The organism is Vibrio sp. 10N.261.55.F4, assembly GCF_041470465.1.
GTDB classification, from domain to species: Bacteria; Pseudomonadota; Gammaproteobacteria; order Enterobacterales; family Vibrionaceae; genus Vibrio; species Vibrio crassostreae_C.
The window spans coordinates 1-18,596 of record NZ_JBFRMM010000013.1; the positions used below are offsets into that span (position 1 = coordinate 1).

Here is an 18,596-nt window from a genome sequence, read left to right on the forward strand (position 1 = left end):
GGTATCTCAATTGCACAAACAGCTGAAGGTGCAATGAACGAGACGACTAACATCCTGCAACGTATGCGTGATTTGTCTCTACAATCTTCAAACGGCTCAAACTCAAAATCTGAGCGTGTAGCGATTCAAGAAGAAGTAACAGCACTGAACGACGAACTAAACCGTATCGCGGAAACGACGTCTTTTGGTGGTAATAAACTGCTTAACGGTACTCATGGTACTAAATCATTCCAAATCGGTGCGGATAACGGTGAAGCGGTAATGCTTCAACTGAAAGACATGCGCTCTGATAACGCTCAGATGGGTGGTAAGAGCTACCAAACTGAGAACGCGAAAGATAAAGATTGGAACGTTCAAGCAGGCTCTAACGACCTAAAAATGTCGTTCACTGATAACTTCGGTCAAGCACAAGAAATCGACATCAGCGCAAAAGCGGGTGACGACATCGAAGAGCTAGCAACGTACATCAACGGTCAACAAGACTCTGTTAAAGCGTCTGTAACTGAAGACGGTAAGCTACAAATGTTTACTGGTAACAACAAGGTTGAAGGCGAAGTGGCATTCTCTGGCAGCCTGGCTGGCGAACTAGGCATGCAACCTGGCAAAGACGTAACGGTTGATACTATCGACGTAACATCAGTTGGCGGCGCACAAGAGTCTGTAGCTATTATCGATGCGGCACTTAAGTATGTAGATAGCCACCGTGCTGAGCTAGGTGCTTTCCAAAACCGTTTCGACCACGCTATCAGCAACTTAGACAACATTAACGAGAACGTTAACGCATCTAAGAGCCGTATTAAAGATACCGATTTCGCGAAAGAAACGACTCAGATGACTAAGTCTCAGATCCTTTCTCAAGCTTCAAGCTCGATTCTTGCTCAAGCGAAGCAAGCTCCGAACTCGGCACTTAGCCTACTAGGTTAATCGATTAAAAAGCCACGTTGACTATAAGCGTCAACGTTAGGCTTCCACAAATTAGCTCGTGGTGAGAGATGAGCGCTAAACAGACCCAGCTTCGGCTGGGTTTTTTATTGCCTGCAATTTGGAGAAGGGGGGAGTTTTGGTGTTGGTCGTTGATTGGAAAGCGAGATTCCCTATCACGCTCGCTCCTCACTGTAGGGAGTGACGGGAATTGGGAAATGATGGTTTCCTCGCTTACTACATCGAAGCAGTCTTTCGTCACCCCAGAATCGAGTAGAACGAGATATCAGGGATCTCTTCTGACTTTATATTCAACACTACGCTCATTAACTTAAATAATGGGGCAACTTTAGCGAATGTCGCCCTATTAATTGAAGCCCGATCACACTTTCCTTTGTTGTTGAAAAGAATATGAAAAAAAGCGCATTTTTTATTAAAGCTTCTAATTAAGGCGCCGTTAAAGGGATTGAGAGAAATGATATGTACCAATGTAAGGTGAGAGAGACACTGGTGCATAAACAAAATTGACATGTATTAGTGTGAGGTGAGAGTCACATAAGTACATTAAAAAATGCCTAAAGGAGATCAACTATGGCGATTAATGTAAGCACAAATGTGTCTGCAATGACGGCTCAGCGCTACCTAAATAGCGCGGCTGAAGGTACTCAAAAATCAATGGAGCGTTTGTCTTCTGGCTATAAAATCAATAGCGCAAAAGATGATGCTGCAGGCCTACAAATCTCTAACCGCTTAACGTCGCAAAGTCGTGGCCTAGATATGGCTGTGAAAAACGCGAATGACGGTATCTCTATTGCACAGACAGCTGAAGGTGCAATGAATGAGTCAACCAACATTCTGCAACGTATGCGTGACCTTTCTCTTCAATCTTCAAACGGTTCGAACAGCAAATCTGAACGTGTTGCGATCCAAGAAGAAGTCTCTGCTCTAAACACAGAACTTAACCGTATCGCTGAAACGACCTCTTTTGGTGGTAACAAGCTTCTGAACGGTACTTACGGCAGCCAATCTTTCCAAATCGGTGCTGACTCAGGTGAAGCAGTAATGCTATCTATGAGCAACATGCGTACTGACACTCAAGACATGGGTGGTAAGAGCTACGGCGTTACAGAAGGCAAAGATGCTTCTTGGCGTGTAGGTGCGGGTGCTGATTTAACAATCAAATACAACGATAAGTTTGGTGAAGCGCAAGAGCTATCTATCTCTGCTAAAGAAGGCAACGATATCGAAGAGCTAGCAACTTACATCAATGGTCAAAGCCAAGACGTTAAAGCGTCTGTGGGTGAAGGCGGTAAACTGCAACTTTTCGCTTCAAGCCAAAAAGTTGAAGGTGATGTTGAGTTTGGCGGCAGCCTTGCGGGCGAACTAGGTATCGGTGCTGGTAAAGACGTTACCGTTAACGATATCGACGTAACTTCTGTTGCAGGTGCAAACGAAGCAGTATCTATCATTGATGGTGCTCTAAAATCTGTTGATAGCCAACGTGCTTCTCTAGGTGCTTTCCAAAACCGTTTTGACCATGCAATCAGCAACTTAGACAACATCAACGAAAACGTTAATGCGTCTAAGAGCCGTATCAAAGATACCGATTACGCGAAAGAAACAACAGCTATGACGAAGTCTCAAATCCTACAACAGGCGAGTACTTCTATCCTAGCTCAAGCAAAACAGTCACCATCAGCAGCTCTAAGCTTATTGGGCTAAACTTACCTCGGTAAGTAGCGGTAAACTCTACTCTGGGTAGAGTTTTACTGTTTGGCTCATAAAGGAGGGAGGGAGAGTGTTATGGAAATATCATCCAACGCATCGAACATCCAGCCTTATGGCTCACCTAGTGGCATTAAAATTGCAAGCGATGAAGGTAGTAGTGCGTCGAGTCTTTCGCGACTAAAAGAAGCAACATCTTATGACAAGGTAGAGAAATCGAAAGAGGAAGCTACCGAAGCGGCGATTCAATTAGCTCAACATAGACAAGAGTTAAATGATGAAGAGCGAGTCAAAATGGTGGAGAAGGTAAACGAGTTTATCTCCTCTCTCAATAAAGGTGTGGCTTTTAAGGTCGATGAAGAATCTGGGAGAGATGTGGTTACCATTTATGAGACCACAACCGGTGATATTATTCGCCAGATCCCTGATGAAGAAATGCTTGAAATTCTAAGACGCCTAGCAGCCCAAAACTCGAATAGTCGAATATTTGAGGTGAAGGTTTAAGTCGTATTATTGAGGTGATTTAATGAGTTTTGGCCCAATGGGGATTTCGTCTGGCATGGATATCAATTCCATGGTCAGCAAAATTGTTGATTCGGAGCGTGTACCTAAACAGCAACGAATCGACAATGAACGAACGCGAATCGATACCAGCATTAGTGCCTATGGAAGACTCAGAGAATCCCTTGATTCGATGAAAAACCTGATGACAAACTTTCGTCAGGAAAAAGCTTTTGCTGTGCGAACAGTGGAAAGTACCGATGAAGCGCTTGTCTCTGCAACCGCGACTACCGAAGCGATCGCTGGCAAATATGCCATCGATGTGTTGCAGCTTGCCCAAAGCCATAAAGTGGCTTCTGATGTACTGTCAGAGGACATGAAATTTGGCCCAGGTAAGCTGCAGGTTTCGCTTGGTGATGACAGCTTTGACGTGCAAGTTGGCGACAGATCGAGACTTATCGAAGTTGTTCGTGGTATCAACGGTGCAGATAGCAACCCAGGCGTTCGTGCATCTATTATCAACGATGTCGAAGGTCCAAGACTTATTATTGCCTCGAACCAGTCTGGTTCAGATCAGCAGATCAGCATTAATGTTGAGTCAGATGCTGCCAATCCCTTAAAAAAACTCGAATACAAAACGCTTGAAGAACGTGTTAAAGCGCTAGAGAAAGCGCGCGTTGCTGCTCAAGATATTCTAGCTCTAACCCCTGCAGGAAAAGCCGTTGAACTCATCGATGAAGTGATCGCTAGCGATGACCCAAATGCGAATGAAACACTCGATAAAGATGGCAATATCATCCCAGCAGCCCAAACCGATTCTACTTCAGATGTTGACGGAGACTCTAAAAGTCTCAGCTACGGTGAGCAAGCAGCCGCCGACGGCCAAGCCGCCCTAGACGCAGCTCAAGCGGCAAAGTCTGTGATGCCTGAAGATAATATCCCTGGCTGGACTGAAACCGCGTCAGGCACGCTTTTAGATTCTTACTACACACCAGAACTTGAGCTTGATGAAAAAGCGATAGAGAAGGCACCCGATGTGCCGGGGTGGTCAAATGCTGCCTCAGGTACTCTGACCGATTCATACGTGACACCGAAAGAAGCCCAACAAAAGCTTGAGGCTGAGCAAGCGCGTATCGAAGAGAAGATTTCACAAGAAAAAGCAGAGTTGGCTGAGAAAGTTCAAAAAGGCGAACTCACCGCAGAGCAAGCCAAGAAAATTGAGCGTGCCAAATTAGAACCCGAAGAGCGCGAGCTCTTAGAGAAGGTCGATAAAGCGCAAGCAGATCTTGAACAAGCACAGCAATCTTTTGATACCTATAGTGGAATGACTGAAGTTCAGGCTGGCCAAGATTCTATGGTTGTCCTAGATGGTGTTGCTCAACTCTCTAGTAATAACAATGTGATTGAAGATGCCATTGAAGGTATTGATATTACGGTGAAAGGAAAAACGCCAAAAGATAAGCCGCCGGCAGAAATTGGTGTGGAGTACGACCGTAATAGTGTTCGCCAAGACATTGAAGCTTTTGTTAATTCTTATAATCAGTTTTACCAAGTGTCTAAAAACTTGGCGGGTGTTGACCCAACGACTGGCCAAAAAGGCCCGCTGTCTGGTGACAGTACCGTGCGTAACGCCGACTCACGATTAAAAGGTGTGTTCTCATCAAGCATTGAAGGCGCGCCTGATAACCTAAAATCTTTGACCGAGTTTGGTATCACGACCACAAGACAAGGCTCGCTAGAAATCAACTACGATATGCTTGACCGTCAACTCAACAATAACTTTGATAAGTTGGGTGAGTTCTTTGGTGGCAACAACGGTTTCGCCAAAAAAGTGGAAGATGCGATTCAAGGTATCACAGGTATCACGGGTTCAATCCGTACTAGAGAAAAGAGCTTGGTCGAGCAAAACTACCGTTTGGTTGATGACCAAAGCGCGCTCGACCGCCGCATGGACAGCCTAGAGAGCCGTACCCACTCTAAGTTCACAGCCATGCAAGATGCGACCAGTAAGATGCAATCTCAGCTGGGCAGTATGATGAATGCGTTGGGCTAATAGATGAATAGCCAGCTACAAGAGCTTTGTGAACTCGATCAACTAATTATCTCTAAACTGGAATTTAGTGAAATTAATGCTGAAGAAATAACGCAGCTTGTCGATAACAGAGAACAGTTATTGCAAAACGTGCTTCAAATAATCTACTCACATCCCGACGTTAAGCAAAGTTCTGAATGGTTTGAAGCCATTACCAGAACCAGAAAATTAGTCGAATTGATGCAGTCTGAGACGAGTCGAGTAGGTAAGACCCTACATAAATACCGTCACGGCGCTAAATCAGTTCAACAATACAAAAAGTTTTTATAGAAGAGGTTTACTATGCGCGGTTCTTTACAGGCATATAAAAAGGTATCAGTGGATAGTCAGCTAACGGCTGCCTCACCGCATAAGATTGTACAAATGCTAATGGCCGGTGCTATCGAGCGTTTGATTCAAGGCAAAGCGGCAATGCAAGCAGGCAACATCCCAGTGAAAGGTGAGCGACTTGGTAAGGCTCTAGATATCATTATTAGCCTACGTAGTTGCCTATCTATGGACGATGGTGGCGATATTGCGAAAAACCTAGATCAACTTTATGAGTTCATGATCACGCAAATTTCTGCGGCAAATCACAAAAATGACCCACAGCCTATTGATGATGTTATCGATATTATTCGCGAAATTAAGAGCGCTTGGGACCAAATTCCGAACGAATATCACAACTTGACGTCCGCTGACGTAGGTATTTAAAGAAAAATTGCAGTTTTAACCAATCTCATATCCCTTAATTGGTTGGTTGCCTTATTTTTTTAATCAAATAAAATAGAAGCCATTAGATAGCCTAATGGCTTTTTTCGTTGCTGATTTCCTAATTTGTCCACGTAGACCATAATCATTGATACATCTCACGGTTTTATAGACTACGTTGCTCACCGTTTTTCCGCATCGCACCAAAATAAAGGCAATAATTCCTACTTATGCAAGGTTTGGCAAAACTGCTTGTCGTCGACGATAACGCTCAAGATCGTCACAATTTAAGCACAATATTAGAGTTTGTAGGAGAGAGCTGCGAAGTAATCAGCTCTGAACAAGCACGTAAAGTTGACTGGTCACTACAGTGGGCCGGCTGCATTATTGGTACCATTAAAGGTAAAGGCTTCAACGCATTACTGAATGAGAAGCTTGTTCACGCCAATCACATCCCTTTACTGGTGATTGGCAAAAACAATCACCCGGTTGACGAGTTGACTAACTATGTTGGTGAGCTTGAACTTCCTCTTAACTACCCGCAATTAAGTGATGCATTAAGACACTGTAAAGACTTCTTAGGCCGCAAAGGTGTTCAAGTTGTGTCTTCGGCACGCAAGAACACCCTGTTTCGCAGCCTAGTAGGACAAAGTGCTGGCATTCAAGAAGTACGTCACTTAATTGAACAAGTCTCTTCTACGGAAGCGAACGTGCTGATTCTTGGTGAATCTGGTACAGGCAAAGAAGTCGTAGCGCGTAACATTCACTATCACTCTAAACGTCGTTCAGGGCCTTTTGTTCCTGTAAACTGTGGCGCGATTCCACCTGATTTGCTTGAAAGTGAACTGTTTGGTCATGAGAAGGGCGCATTTACTGGGGCGATTACCGCACGTAAAGGCCGTTTTGAATTGGCTGAAGGTGGCACACTGTTTCTTGATGAAATTGGCGATATGCCGATGGCGATGCAAGTTAAGCTGCTACGAGTACTGCAAGAGCGATGCTTTGAGCGTGTAGGTGGCAATAGCACCATACAAGCTGATGTTAGAGTGATTGCGGCAACCCACCGCAACCTTGAAGATATGATCGACGATGATTCGTTCCGTGAAGATCTTTACTACCGCTTAAATGTATTCCCGATTGAAATGCCGGCGCTTCAAGATCGTAAAGAAGATATTCCACTGTTGCTTCAAGAGCTGATGACTCGAATGGAAGCGGAAGGCAGCATGCCTATCTGTTTCACGGCTCGTGCTATCAACTCTTTGATGGAGCATTACTGGCCAGGTAACGTTCGTGAACTAGCGAACCTGGTTGAACGAATGGTTATCTTGTATCCAAACAGCTTGGTTGATGTGAATCACCTGCCAACTAAATATCGATACAGCGATATCCCTGAGTTCCAGCCAGAGTTTAATAGCTTTGGATCTGAAGAGGAGCAAGAGCGTGATGCACTTGCTGACTTATTCTCAGAAGATTTCAGTTTTGATCAGCAAGATGATATTGCCGACAATGCTAATGCGCCTCAAGAGTTACCGCCAGAAGGGGTTAACTTGAAAGAGCTACTCGCGGATATGGAAGTGAATATGATCAATCAAGCGTTGGAAGCGCAGGGCGGCATTGTTGCTCGTGCTGCTGACATGCTTGGAATGCGTAGAACCACTCTGGTTGAAAAAATGCGTAAATATAACTTGCAGCGATAGTGTCCAGTTTTCGATGAAAACGAAAAACTAGCACACACTTTTTAGCTATTTGGTAACTCTAGCTAAGTGAACAGATAAACCATAGTCGAGTTGTTGCTTGCTTAACTATGTGATAAATATAGCAAATAGCCTGACTCGTGTTGTACGTCTCAGGCTGTTTTAGTATTTGAGGCAAATTTTTGACATGCGCGTATCTAACGAACCAGAAAATCAATCACACCTAGATTCTGTTGAACAGCAGGTTGAGCGCTATAAGCAAGTACTCGACGTGATGCCAGCTGGGGTTATCTTGTTAGATACACACGGCGAAGTGAGAGAAGCGAACCCTGAAGCGCATCGTATTCTTGGTGTTGAGTTGGTTGGCGAGAAGTGGTTTTCAGTGATTCAAAGTGCCTTTGACCCAAAAGACGATGACGGTCATGAGATCTCATTGAAGAACGGGCGAAAAGTGCGTTTGGCGATTTCAGCCTCTACCACGGGTCAGCTGATTTTGATTACCGATCTGACCGAGACCCGACTATTGCAGTCTCGCGTGAGTGATCTTCAGCGTTTGTCTTCATTAGGTAGAATGGTGGCCTCGCTTGCCCATCAAGTGCGAACGCCGCTTTCAAGTGCGATGCTGTATGCATCAAACCTTGCCGCGCCAAATCTGCCGCCGGCAACAAAAACGCGTTTTCAATCTAAGCTTATGGATAGATTGCATGACTTAGAGAAGCAAGTGAACGACATGCTGTTGTTTGCCAAAGGTGGTGACAACAAAGTCGTTAAGCCATTTACTGTGGCTGAATTGATCACTGAATTTCACCCTATGGTGGAAGCGGCATTGAAAACTAACCAGATTGATTATTGCCAAGAAGTTGAGGGCGAACAGACTCAAATGTTCGGCAACGCCAATGCTATCGCCTCAGCGTTAAGCAACCTAGTGTTGAACGCGGTTCAAATTGCGGGTAAGGAATCGCAGATCGATGTGTTTTTTAGGCCCGTAAATGGCGAGCTTAAGATATCAGTGCAAGACAGTGGCCCCGGCGTACCGAAAGAGCTTCAAGGTAAAATAATGGAACCCTTCTTTACCACTCGTTCACAAGGTACAGGTCTAGGCTTAGCGGTTGTACAAATGGTATGTCGAGCACATGAAGGCCGACTGGAATTGATATCAGAAGAAGGCGACGGCGCATGCTTTACCATGTGTCTACCGCTTGAAAGAAGTGCTTCTTCTGAAGACTAATAAGTTTTAACTGAATTTACACTGGAGAATCCTATGGCTCAAAGCAAAGTGTTAATCGTCGAAGATGATGAAGGTCTACGCGAAGCCCTTGTCGACACACTCGCGCTTGCTGGCTATGAATGGCTGGAAGCGGATTGTGCGGAAGATGCTCTGGTCAAATTAAAATCGAACTCCGTTGATATTGTCGTATCTGACGTGCAGATGGCGGGCATGGGTGGCTTGGCACTATTGAGAAACATTAAGCAGCATTGGCCAAATTTGCCGGTATTGCTAATGACAGCGTACGCCAACATCGAAGATGCCGTTGCTGCAATGAAAGAGGGCGCTATCGACTATATGGCAAAGCCATTTGCGCCAGAAGTGCTGCTCAACATGGTCAGCCGTTATGCGCCTGTAAAGTCGGATGACAACGGCGACGCTATCGTTGCTGATGAAAAAAGTATCAAGCTAATGATGCTAGCTGATAAAGTTGCGAAAACCGATGCCAACGTCATGGTGTTGGGCCCGAGTGGTTCTGGTAAAGAGGTGATGTCTCGCTACATTCACAATGCTTCTAGCCGAAAAGATGGCCCGTTTGTCGCGATTAACTGCGCGGCGATCCCAGACAACATGTTAGAAGCGACCCTGTTTGGTTATGAAAAAGGCGCATTTACTGGCGCTATTCAAGCTTGCCCGGGGAAATTCGAGCAAGCGCAGGGCGGTACAATTCTGTTGGATGAGATCAGTGAAATGGATCTTAGCCTACAAGCCAAACTACTGCGTGTTTTGCAAGAGCGCGAAGTTGAGCGATTAGGTAGTCGTAAGAGCATCAAATTGGATGTTCGTGTATTAGCGACCAGTAACCGAGACCTTAAACAGTATGTTTCTGAAGGGAATTTCCGTGAGGATTTATACTACCGCCTGAATGTATTCCCAATTTCTTGGCCTCCATTGTGCGAGCGTAAAGGCGATATTGAGCCTTTAGCCAAGCACTTAGTTGAGCGCCACTGCACCAAACTTGGTATGCCTGTACCCGTTATGTCAGCACAAGCGATCAGCAAACTCGTCAATTATCCGTGGCCGGGCAATGTTCGCGAATTAGACAATGTGGTACAGCGTGCGCTAATATTGAGCGAACAAGAGAACATCTCTGGTGAGCATATCCTTCTTGAAGGTGTCGATTGGCAAGACGCAAGCAGCCTACAACAAATCGTCGAAGGCAGTGACGTAGCTGCGCCAGAAATTAAGCCTATTGCCGAAGCAAACCCAATCAATAAAATCGCGGCTAGCAGCGAAGGGTTAGGTAATGAGCTTAGAGATCAAGAGTATGCGATCATTCTTGAAACCCTGATTGCATGTAATGGCCGACGCAAAGATATGGCTGAAAAACTGGGCATTAGCCCTCGTACACTGCGTTACAAGTTGGCTAAAATGCGCGATGCTGGAATAGATATCCCAAACTGAGGATAGATTAGTAGTGTCAGCTTTCTGACTAGTGTAATACGATATCTAGTCAATTAAATGTGTGGCACGCTAATTGCTCTGTCAATAATATAGCTAAATAGATGGTCATAATTTTGACTCCTGAGGTAGTAGATGAGAATAGATGGTTTACAAGGCGAAATGCAGGCAATGATGGTCGAAGCTGCCAGCGCGCGTCCCGCAGCAACGGGGCAAGCGGTCGGTGCAGATTTTGGCAACATGCTGACTAATGCCATCAATAATGTGAACTCATTACAAAAGACCTCAGGTGATCTTCAAGCTCGTTTTGATAGTGGCGACCAAAGCGTATCCCTATCGGACGTGATGATTGCTCGTAATAAATCTAGTGTGGCTTTTGAGGCGACGATCCAAATTAGAAATAAATTGGTCGAATCGTACAAAGAGCTGATGAATATGCCGGTATAAGTTGGGTAGTTAAATAGTGGCAGATAATAGTCAAACAACAGATTTAACCGTAAGCGATAGCAACGACCATGCACTTATTGCAGGCTCTGAGCTAGACGGAGAAGGGCAAAATCCCGATCTAGGTGAACGCAGTTCATCGAAGTTCGATATGGCTGTCGGTGATCTTGATTTACTTCGTCAGGTCGTCTTAGTCCTTTCTATCTCTATCTGTGTAGCGCTGATTGTGATGCTGTTTTTCTGGGTAAAAGAGCCAGAAATGCGTCCATTAGGGGCTTACGAAACAGAAGAATTGATCCCCGTTCTTGATTACTTAGATCTGCAAAAGATCGATTACACGCTTGAAGGCAATACCATCTCAGTACCGGCGAGTGAGTACAACTCATTAAAGCTTAATATGGTACGAGCGGGTTTGAATCAAGAGCGAAACGCGGGTGATGACATCCTCATGCAAGACATGGGTTTTGGTGTATCACAACGTTTAGAACAAGAACGCCTTAAATTAAGCCGCGAAAGACAACTTGCCAAAGCCATTGAGCAGATGAAACAGGTGCGTAAAGCTCAGGTTTTATTGGCCCTGCCGAAGCAGAGTGTTTTTGTACGTCATAATCAAGAAGCCTCTGCTTCTGTATTCCTAACTCTAAAAACAGGTACTAACCTCAAGCAGCAAGAAGTTGATTCTGTTGTGGATATGGTGGCAAGTGCCGTTCCGGGAATGAAAACCTCACGTATTACGGTGACCGATCAGCATGGCCGATTGTTGAGCTCAGGCTCTCAAGACCCTATGTCAGCGGCGCGTCGTAAAGAACACGAGTTAGAGCGCAATCAAGAACAAGCGCTGCGTGAAAAAATTGACTCCATCCTGATTCCTATTCTTGGGTTTGGTAACTACACCGCTCAGGTTGATATCCAGCTCGATTTCAGTGCTGTGGAGCAAACCAGAAAACGTTTTGATCCGAATACACCGGCGACTCGAAGTGAATACACCTTAGAAGATTACAACAATGGAAATACGGTGGCGGGTATTCCGGGTGCGTTGAGTAACCAGCCTCCAGCGGATGCCTCAATTCCACAAGATGTGGCTCAGATGAAAGACGGCGCGATGACAGGTCAAGGCTCTGTTCACAAAGAAGCGACTCGAAACTTTGAGCTAGACACCACCATCAGTCATGAACGTAAACAGAGCGGCACGGTTAATCGTCAGACGGTTTCTGTTGCGATCAAAGACCGCCAATCCTTGAACCCAGATACGGGTGAAGTGGTTCATACGCCAATCCCGGCGAGCGAAATCAATGCGATTCGCCAAGTACTGATTGGTACGGTGGGCTTTGATGAAACTCGTGGTGATTTGCTCAACGTATTAAGCATGCAGTTTGCACCTCAAGTAACAGATGTTGTTGCTGATGTGCCAATCTGGGAGCATCCAAACTTCAATGATTGGGTTCGTTGGTTTGCAAGTGCCTTGGTTATCATTGTGGTGGTGTTGGTACTTGTTCGCCCTGCAATGAAGAAACTGCTTAACCCAGCAGCAGACAACGATGAACAGATGTACGGACCTGATGGCATGCCAATTGGTGCCGACGGCGAAACCAGCTTAATTGGTGGTGATATTGAAGGTGGTGAGCTGTTTGAATTTGGTTCAAGTATCGACTTACCAAACCTTCATAAAGACGAGGACGTGCTGAAAGCAGTACGTGCACTTGTAGCGAATGAACCAGAGCTAGCAGCTCAAGTAGTTAAGAATTGGATGGTAGATGGCTAACGAAATAGTTCCACAACAAACTGAAGGCGGTGAAGTGCTTGATGTCTCTAGCGTGGATATCGGCTCTATCTCAGGCGATGAGCGCGCTGCGATCTTGTTGCTCAGTTTAAATGAAGAAGATGCTGCTGGTATTATTCGTCACCTAGAGCCAAAGCAGGTTCAGCGTGTGGGTAGTGCGATGGCGCGAGCTACAGACCTATCCCAAGAGAAAGTAGGCGCTGTGCACCGTGCTTTCTTAGATGATATTCAGAAGTACACCAACATTGGTATGGGCAGCGAAGACTTCATGCGTAATGCGTTAGTTGCTGCTCTGGGTGAAGACAAGGCGAATAACCTTGTTGACCAAATCCTTCTCGGCACAGGTTCGAAAGGTTTGGATTCGCTTAAGTGGATGGATCCTCGTCAGGTGGCGAGCATTATCATCAACGAGCACCCTCAAATTCAAACTATTGTGTTGTCGTACCTCGATGCCGATCAATCGGCTGAGATCCTGTCTCAGTTCCCAGAGCGAGTTCGTCTGGATCTGATGATGCGTATTGCCAACCTTGAAGAAGTTCAACCTTCGGCGCTTGCTGAACTGAATGAAATCATGGAGAAACAGTTCGCGGGTCAAGCGGGTGCTCAAGCTGCCAAAATTGGTGGCCTGAAAGCCGCGGCTGAGATCATGAACTACATGGATAACAACGTGGAAGGCGTCTTGATGGATCAAATCCGTGACCAAGACGAAGACATGGCAACACAGATTCAAGATCTGATGTTTGTCTTTGAAAACCTTATTGAAGTTGATGACCAAGGTGTTCAACGACTACTACGTGATGTTCCACAAGATATTCTACAGAAAGCGCTTAAAGGTGCTGATGACGGTCTACGTGAGAAGATCTTCAAGAACATGTCTAAACGTGCTGCCGATATGATGAGAGACGACATTGAGGCGATGCCGCCAGTAAAAGTCTCCGACGTGGAAGCGGCTCAAAAAGAGATATTAGGTATTGCGAGGAAGATGGCAGACAGTGGCGAGATTATGCTGTCTGGTGGCGCCGACGAGTTCCTTTAATACAGAAACCTCAAGAGCCCCACACTGTTGGGGCTTTTCTTTATCCAATCTCGAACCCAAGATTAACTCCGTTCAACGGCTTGAATTTACAATGCAGCTGGACGCATTCATAGATAGGTACTGATATGTCAGGTGATAGAAAACGCGGCTTCCTTCGCCCTGAAGAAGATAATACGGTTGCCCAACCTCAGAAATGGGGGTTGCCTGACTACACCTCTGATGTGAATAAACAAGCCAAAGAAACGGCCTTTAATTACGACCCTAGTTGGATGCCGACGGTTGAAGAAGCCATTGAAGACGAAGAGCTTGTTCTGACTGAAGAGCAAATCGAATTGATTAAGCAAGGTGCTTATCAGGAAGGGCTGCATCAAGGCCAAGAAGCTGGCTTTAAACAGGGTTACGAAAAAGGTAAAGAAGAAGGGTTTGCTGCAGGCCACGAAGAAGGCAATCAAGCCGGCAAGCTTGAAGGCGTGACTGCTGGTCAAGAGTACATTCAGCAGCAAGTTGCCATCTTTATGGGGCTAGCCAACCAGTTTGCTCAACCTTTAGAGCTGATGAACGCTCAGGTAGAGAAGCAATTGGTGGACATGGTACTGACCATGGTCAAAGAAGTGGTTCATGTTGAAGTGCAAACCAACCCACAAATCATATTAGATACCGTTAAAGAGTCGGTCGAGTCGTTGCCGATCTCAGGTCATGCGATCACATTGAAGCTTAATCCCGAAGACGTCGCGATTATTCGTTCTGCGTATGGCGAAACTGAATTGGATTGCCGCAATTGGACGTTAGTTGCAGAGCCGGCACTCAACCGTGGTGACGTACAAATCGAAGCGGGTGAGTCGAGCGTTAACTACCGCATGGAAGACCGTGTGAAAAACGTCATTCAAAACTTCTGTGGCGCAAACCGTCATCAGGGTCATGAGTAATGCTTGAATTAGCAAATCGTCTTAGCCAATACAAAGTCGAGGGGCTAAAATCGCGACCAATTGCCTCTGGTAAGTTAGTACGCGTTGTTGGCTTAACGCTTGAAGCGACCGGCTGTAAAGCACCCATCGGCAGCCTGTGTTTAGTAGAAACCATGTCTGGTCAGATGGAAGCCGAAGTCGTCGGCTTCTCTGGCGATAACTTATTTTTGATGCCGAGTGAACAAATCACTGGGATACTACCTGGCGCTCGTGTGACCCCCGTGACCACTGAAAGCGGTATCCCTGTCGGAATGGAATTGCTTGGCCGAGTGATCGACGGGGTGGGTAATCCACTTGATGGGCTAGGTCCAATCTATACCGAACAACGCGCTTCATTTAATGCTGAGCCAATCAACCCTTTAGCTCGTAAACCGATTTCTGAACCGCTCGATGTCGGCTTGAAGGCCATAAACGGTTTGCTGACGGTAGGTAAAGGTCAGCGTATTGGTCTGTTTGCTGGTTCCGGTGTCGGTAAGTCGGTCACGCTCGGGATGATGACTCGAGGCACGACCGCGCAAGTGGTGGTGGTAGGTCTAATTGGTGAGCGTGGACGAGAAGTTAAAGAATTTATTGAAGAGATTCTTGGCGAAGATGGACGCAAACGATCTGTGGTGGTCGCTGCTCCTGCGGATTCATCGCCACTGATGCGATTGAAAGGTTGCCAAACTGCACTGGCTGTAGCTGAGTACTTCCGCGATCAAGGTTTAGATGTTCTTTTATTAATGGATTCATTGACCCGTTTTGCTCAGGCTCAGCGCGAAATTGCTCTGTCTGTGGGTGAGCCGCCAGCAACCAAAGGTTATCCGCCATCAGTCTTCGCTAAGCTTCCTGCGCTGGTGGAACGAGCAGGTAACGGCAATGATGAACAAGGTTCTATCACGGCTTTCTTTACCGTGTTAACCGAAGGCGATGACTTACAAGATCCGATTGCGGATGCGTCGCGAGCAATTCTCGATGGTCACGTTGTGTTATCTCGTGAGATGGCCGATGCCGGTCACTACCCAGCGATTGACGTTGAGAAATCCGTCAGTCGTGTTATGCCGCAAATCACCACTGAAGAACATGTCTTGATGTCGAAAGCGGTAAGGCAAGTGCTGTCTATCTGCCGTAAAAACCAAGATTTGGTGTCGATTGGTGCTTACAAGCCAGGAACGGATCCAGCAATCGATAGTGCCTTCACGTTGAAACCAAAACTGGATGAGTACTTGCAGCAGAAGATGAAAGAGACCGTCCCATACGACATGTGCGTCAACATGTTGAAACATGTATTGGGTGGCTAACGGGTGAATAAGGTTAGTCATGGATAACGCATTAGAATTTTTGCTCGATCAAGCCAAAGATCAAGAGAACCAAGCGGTACTTGCGCTCAACAAAGCGAACTCTGAGCTGCAAGGCTACTATGAGCAGGTTGCGCAGATTGAAAAGTATCGACTGGATTACTGTCAGCAGCTCGTTGACCGCGGCAAGGCAGGCTTAACGGCGAGCCAATATGGTCACTTGAACCGCTTCTTAACTCAGTTGGATGAAACATTATCCAAACAGAGAGAAGCCGAGCACCACTTTAAAAATCAAGTCGACAACTGCCAAAGCTACTGGATGGAGTTACGCAAAAAACGTAAATCCTACGAGTGGTTGATGGAGAAAAAGCAGAAAGAGAAAGCAAAGCTGCAAGATCGAAGAGAACAAAAGCAAATGGATGAATTTTCGACTCTGTTATACAGCCGAAAGAAGATGTGATCCTAAGCCACGAATGACGTCAGTGCTGTTCTCTATATTGTGAAAACCGAACTTATAGGCATGTTTCTTGCTCCGTTTTATATAAAATTGCGCGTTATGCCCACCAAAGGCATGAAAAGCATCCGACTTTCTTTTTGTTGCCTGATTCATGGCAGCAAAGCTAGTAGATAGAGCTTGTATATATGAATGTTAGTCTTTCCTCAAATTCAGCGACCAACAAAATGTCATCGTTGTTGGACACCGGTTCTGCCTCTTCCAAGGTAGAAGAAACCGGCGACTCTAAAGGTTTCTTTGAGTCCTTTAAAGAAGCGCTCGGCTTTGAAGAAAGTGACAGTAAAGTCGCAGCAAAAGACACAGAAAGCACTGCGAAACCTGATACTAAACAGACATCTACCGAAGGTGAAGCGTCAGCCGAAGCGAACAAAGGTGATTCCGCTGAATCAAAGGCTACTGACGAAGTGAGCGAAGCGCAAAGCAAGCAAGCAGCTTCAGAAGTAGAAGGCGAGAAAGCTGCTGATAAAACATCAGCAGAGGCTGCGTCTGGATCTGAGGCTCAGCTCAAAGCCAATTCGGGCACTGATAGCACTGTCGCTGATAAGACTGTTGCAGATGGTAAAGATGCGCAGGATACGACTAACGAATCTAAAGAACATATTGCTCAATCCCAAACTCAGGGTCCATCAGCGGTAGATGGTGCTACGCAGGCATCGCAAGCCAATGCAGCGATGAGCGAAGGCAATAAATTGCTTGGTCAATTGGATGAGGCAAACAAAACCCTAAATCAAGCGCCAAACGGCAAAGGCTTGCCTCAGCAAGGTCAGGTAGAACAAGCCCAAGGTAATATCACCGGTGCTTCTGTTGCAGGAGTTTCCGTTACGGATAAGGCGACACAACAAGCTAAGGCTGCAAATCAGGAGAAGAGCCTTGAAGTTGATTCTGAAATCGCTGTACTTACCGGAGGTAAGGGTGTTTCTCAGCTAACTGATACTGAAATTCGACAGTTGATGGATAAAGGCGTCACTCCAGAACAAATTGAAGCCAGTATGAGCCGAGAGCTGAGCCAAAAGAATGCAGCTAGTGCGGTTGCTGCCGAGCAGAGCCAAGGATTGTCAGCCGTGGATATTGAACTGGCAAAGCAAGTAGATGCCCATACCAAAGCGCTAAACCAATTGAATGGACAAATCGAATCAGAGCAGTCTGTTGTCGATAGCTTGCTTGATAAGCAACAAAGTGGCGCTAAGTTGACGGTTGATGAGCAAGCCGCTTTGGCTAAAGCGACCTCTAACCTAGACCTGTTGAATCAACAGCTCGCTAACGTTCAACAACAAGTAACAGCTTTGCTAAGTCAAGCTCCGGCTGCGAACAGTGCGTCTGGTGAACCCACTGCTATCGATTGGGATAATACGGATTCAAGCGAAACTAAAGCCTTAGCTGCGGCAGCATCAACAGCAGCTGTAGCGACGGCTACACAACAAGTGTCAGCGCAGGCCGCTTCTCAATCAGCAAACAATGCTCTTACGGACAAGGCGGCAATGCTGCACGCCAATAATGCACATGCAGCCCAACAGGCCGCAGCTCAACAAGCTAATGTGGCTTCACCTCAGCAGCAAGCAACGTTGGATCCAGCTTTAACCGCGCAAGGAATGGCGATGAATGCAACGCCAGCTGCCACAAAAGCAGGCTCGACTGATACGCTTCTTAAAGCGGGCGCCGGTGCAGCAGCACTGTCTGGTTTGGGTAAAGCGGGTGCTAAAGAAGATTCTAAAGATTCGACCTTTGCTCAGCAGATCGCTTCTGCGGCTGGTGCACAAGGTACGGCAACGGTGGGTTCAGCACCTACGCGAGCTGAAATTCAAGCTGCTCAACAAGCGCCCTTACAGCTCACCAAAGAGCTAGCCAATGAGCAAGTGGCTGAAAAAGTACAAATGATGATGTCTAAGAACCTTAAGAACTTGGACATTCGTCTCGACCCACCAGAATTGGGCCAAATGAAAATCCGCATGACCATGAATAATGACGTGGCAAACGTGCACTTTACGGTGAGTAATCAGCAAGCGAGAGATGTGATTGAACAAACCTTACCTCGCTTGAGAGAGATGCTTGCTCAGCAAGGTCTGCAGCTTGCCGATTCGTCTGTTCAACAACAGAACTCCGGTCAGGGACAAGATAGATACAACAATGGTGAGCAACAATCCGGCGCTAACCGCACAAATGATACGCAAGGTGATGAAAACCTTGATAGTGGCAGCAATCTTGAATTGAATGTCGCATCAAAGCGTGATGGAATTAGTTATTATGCCTAATATCAGGCTAAGAACGATTGGTTGATAGAAAGAACCATCA

General features: G+C 46.1%; 16 protein-coding genes. All 16 read left to right on the forward strand.

All coding sequences use genetic code 11. The annotated features are described in order from the left end of the window. A partial coding sequence (locus AB4249_RS07120; RefSeq protein WP_372102672.1) for a flagellin occupies positions 1–924 on the forward strand: 924 nt, incomplete at its 5' end. 588 nt (positions 925–1,512) lie between these two features. Continuing rightward, positions 1,513–2,643, forward strand: a complete 1,131-nt coding sequence (locus AB4249_RS07125) for a flagellin (RefSeq protein ID WP_017066381.1) — start codon at positions 1,513–1,515, stop codon at positions 2,641–2,643. A gap of 81 nt (positions 2,644–2,724) precedes the next feature. Beyond that, positions 2,725–3,150, forward strand: coding sequence for a flagellar protein FlaG (gene flaG, locus AB4249_RS07130; protein ID WP_372102674.1), 426 nt, complete (start codon positions 2,725–2,727; stop codon positions 3,148–3,150). A gap of 22 nt (positions 3,151–3,172) precedes the next feature. Further along, positions 3,173–5,200, forward strand: coding sequence for a flagellar filament capping protein FliD (fliD, locus tag AB4249_RS07135; protein WP_137001512.1), 2,028 nt, complete (start codon positions 3,173–3,175; stop codon positions 5,198–5,200). 3 nt (positions 5,201–5,203) lie between these two features. Further along, complete coding sequence (locus AB4249_RS07140) at positions 5,204–5,509, forward strand: flagellar protein FliT (protein WP_372102676.1); 306 nt, start codon at positions 5,204–5,206, stop codon at positions 5,507–5,509. A 12-nt stretch (positions 5,510–5,521) separates the two neighbouring features. Beyond that, entirely contained in the window at positions 5,522–5,932 is a 411-nt protein-coding gene (gene fliS, locus AB4249_RS07145) for a flagellar export chaperone FliS (RefSeq protein WP_004736194.1), read from the forward strand. Positions 5,933–6,159: 227 nt separating this feature from the next. Continuing rightward, positions 6,160–7,626, forward strand: a complete 1,467-nt coding sequence (locus tag AB4249_RS07150) for a sigma-54 dependent transcriptional regulator (protein ID WP_017064122.1) — start codon at positions 6,160–6,162, stop codon at positions 7,624–7,626. A 184-nt stretch (positions 7,627–7,810) separates the two neighbouring features. After that, entirely contained in the window at positions 7,811–8,851 is a 1,041-nt protein-coding gene (locus AB4249_RS07155; protein ID WP_017060686.1) for a PAS domain-containing sensor histidine kinase, read from the forward strand. 33 nt (positions 8,852–8,884) lie between these two features. Next, on the forward strand, positions 8,885–10,294 hold the full coding sequence (locus tag AB4249_RS07160) for a sigma-54 dependent transcriptional regulator (protein WP_017060685.1): 1,410 nt from the start codon (positions 8,885–8,887) through the stop codon (positions 10,292–10,294). Positions 10,295–10,426: 132 nt separating this feature from the next. Beyond that, positions 10,427–10,738, forward strand: a complete 312-nt coding sequence (fliE, locus tag AB4249_RS07165; RefSeq protein ID WP_017060684.1) for a flagellar hook-basal body complex protein FliE — start codon at positions 10,427–10,429, stop codon at positions 10,736–10,738. 16 nt (positions 10,739–10,754) lie between these two features. Further along, positions 10,755–12,497: a flagellar basal-body MS-ring/collar protein FliF gene (fliF, locus tag AB4249_RS07170; RefSeq protein WP_017060683.1), complete on the forward strand. Its 1,743-nt coding sequence runs from the start codon at positions 10,755–10,757 to the stop codon at positions 12,495–12,497. Then, positions 12,490–13,551 (forward strand): flagellar motor switch protein FliG, encoded by a 1,062-nt coding sequence (fliG, locus tag AB4249_RS07175; protein ID WP_048661520.1) that lies wholly within the window; start codon positions 12,490–12,492, stop codon positions 13,549–13,551. The genes fliF and fliG overlap by 8 nt, the downstream gene beginning before the upstream one ends. A 125-nt stretch (positions 13,552–13,676) precedes the next feature. Beyond that, complete coding sequence (gene fliH / locus AB4249_RS07180) at positions 13,677–14,477, forward strand: flagellar assembly protein FliH (RefSeq protein WP_061024945.1); 801 nt, start codon at positions 13,677–13,679, stop codon at positions 14,475–14,477. Further along, positions 14,477–15,796: a flagellar protein export ATPase FliI gene (gene fliI / locus AB4249_RS07185; protein WP_372102678.1), complete on the forward strand. Its 1,320-nt coding sequence runs from the start codon at positions 14,477–14,479 to the stop codon at positions 15,794–15,796. The genes fliH and fliI overlap by 1 nt, the downstream gene beginning before the upstream one ends. Before the next feature lie 19 nt (positions 15,797–15,815). Continuing rightward, positions 15,816–16,253, forward strand: a complete 438-nt coding sequence (gene fliJ / locus AB4249_RS07190; RefSeq protein ID WP_017060679.1) for a flagellar export protein FliJ — start codon at positions 15,816–15,818, stop codon at positions 16,251–16,253. 182 nt (positions 16,254–16,435) lie between these two features. Then, positions 16,436–18,556, forward strand: coding sequence for a flagellar hook-length control protein FliK (locus AB4249_RS07195; RefSeq protein WP_372102680.1), 2,121 nt, complete (start codon positions 16,436–16,438; stop codon positions 18,554–18,556). The last annotated feature ends 40 nt before the right edge of the window (positions 18,557–18,596 follow it).

Bases quoted from the DNA above. Each gene is read 5' to 3' on its own strand.
- flaG (WP_372102674.1), top strand. From the start codon at position 2,725: ATGGAAATATCATCCAACGCATCGAACATCCAGCCTTATGGCTCACCT.
- AB4249_RS07125 (WP_017066381.1), top strand. From the start codon at position 1,513: ATGGCGATTAATGTAAGCACAAATGTGTCTGCAATGACGGCTCAGCGC.
- AB4249_RS07195 (WP_372102680.1), top strand. From the start codon at position 16,436: ATGAATGTTAGTCTTTCCTCAAATTCAGCGACCAACAAAATGTCATCG.
- fliE (WP_017060684.1), top strand. From the start codon at position 10,427: ATGAGAATAGATGGTTTACAAGGCGAAATGCAGGCAATGATGGTCGAA.
- AB4249_RS07150 (WP_017064122.1), top strand. From the start codon at position 6,160: ATGCAAGGTTTGGCAAAACTGCTTGTCGTCGACGATAACGCTCAAGAT.
- fliJ (WP_017060679.1), top strand. From the start codon at position 15,816: ATGGATAACGCATTAGAATTTTTGCTCGATCAAGCCAAAGATCAAGAG.
- fliD (WP_137001512.1), top strand. From the start codon at position 3,173: ATGAGTTTTGGCCCAATGGGGATTTCGTCTGGCATGGATATCAATTCC.
- AB4249_RS07155 (WP_017060686.1), top strand. From the start codon at position 7,811: ATGCGCGTATCTAACGAACCAGAAAATCAATCACACCTAGATTCTGTT.
- AB4249_RS07160 (WP_017060685.1), top strand. From the start codon at position 8,885: ATGGCTCAAAGCAAAGTGTTAATCGTCGAAGATGATGAAGGTCTACGC.
- fliG (WP_048661520.1), top strand. From the start codon at position 12,490: ATGGCTAACGAAATAGTTCCACAACAAACTGAAGGCGGTGAAGTGCTT.
- fliI (WP_372102678.1), top strand. From the start codon at position 14,477: ATGCTTGAATTAGCAAATCGTCTTAGCCAATACAAAGTCGAGGGGCTA.
- fliH (WP_061024945.1), top strand. From the start codon at position 13,677: ATGTCAGGTGATAGAAAACGCGGCTTCCTTCGCCCTGAAGAAGATAAT.
- fliS (WP_004736194.1), top strand. From the start codon at position 5,522: ATGCGCGGTTCTTTACAGGCATATAAAAAGGTATCAGTGGATAGTCAG.
- AB4249_RS07140 (WP_372102676.1), top strand. From the start codon at position 5,204: ATGAATAGCCAGCTACAAGAGCTTTGTGAACTCGATCAACTAATTATC.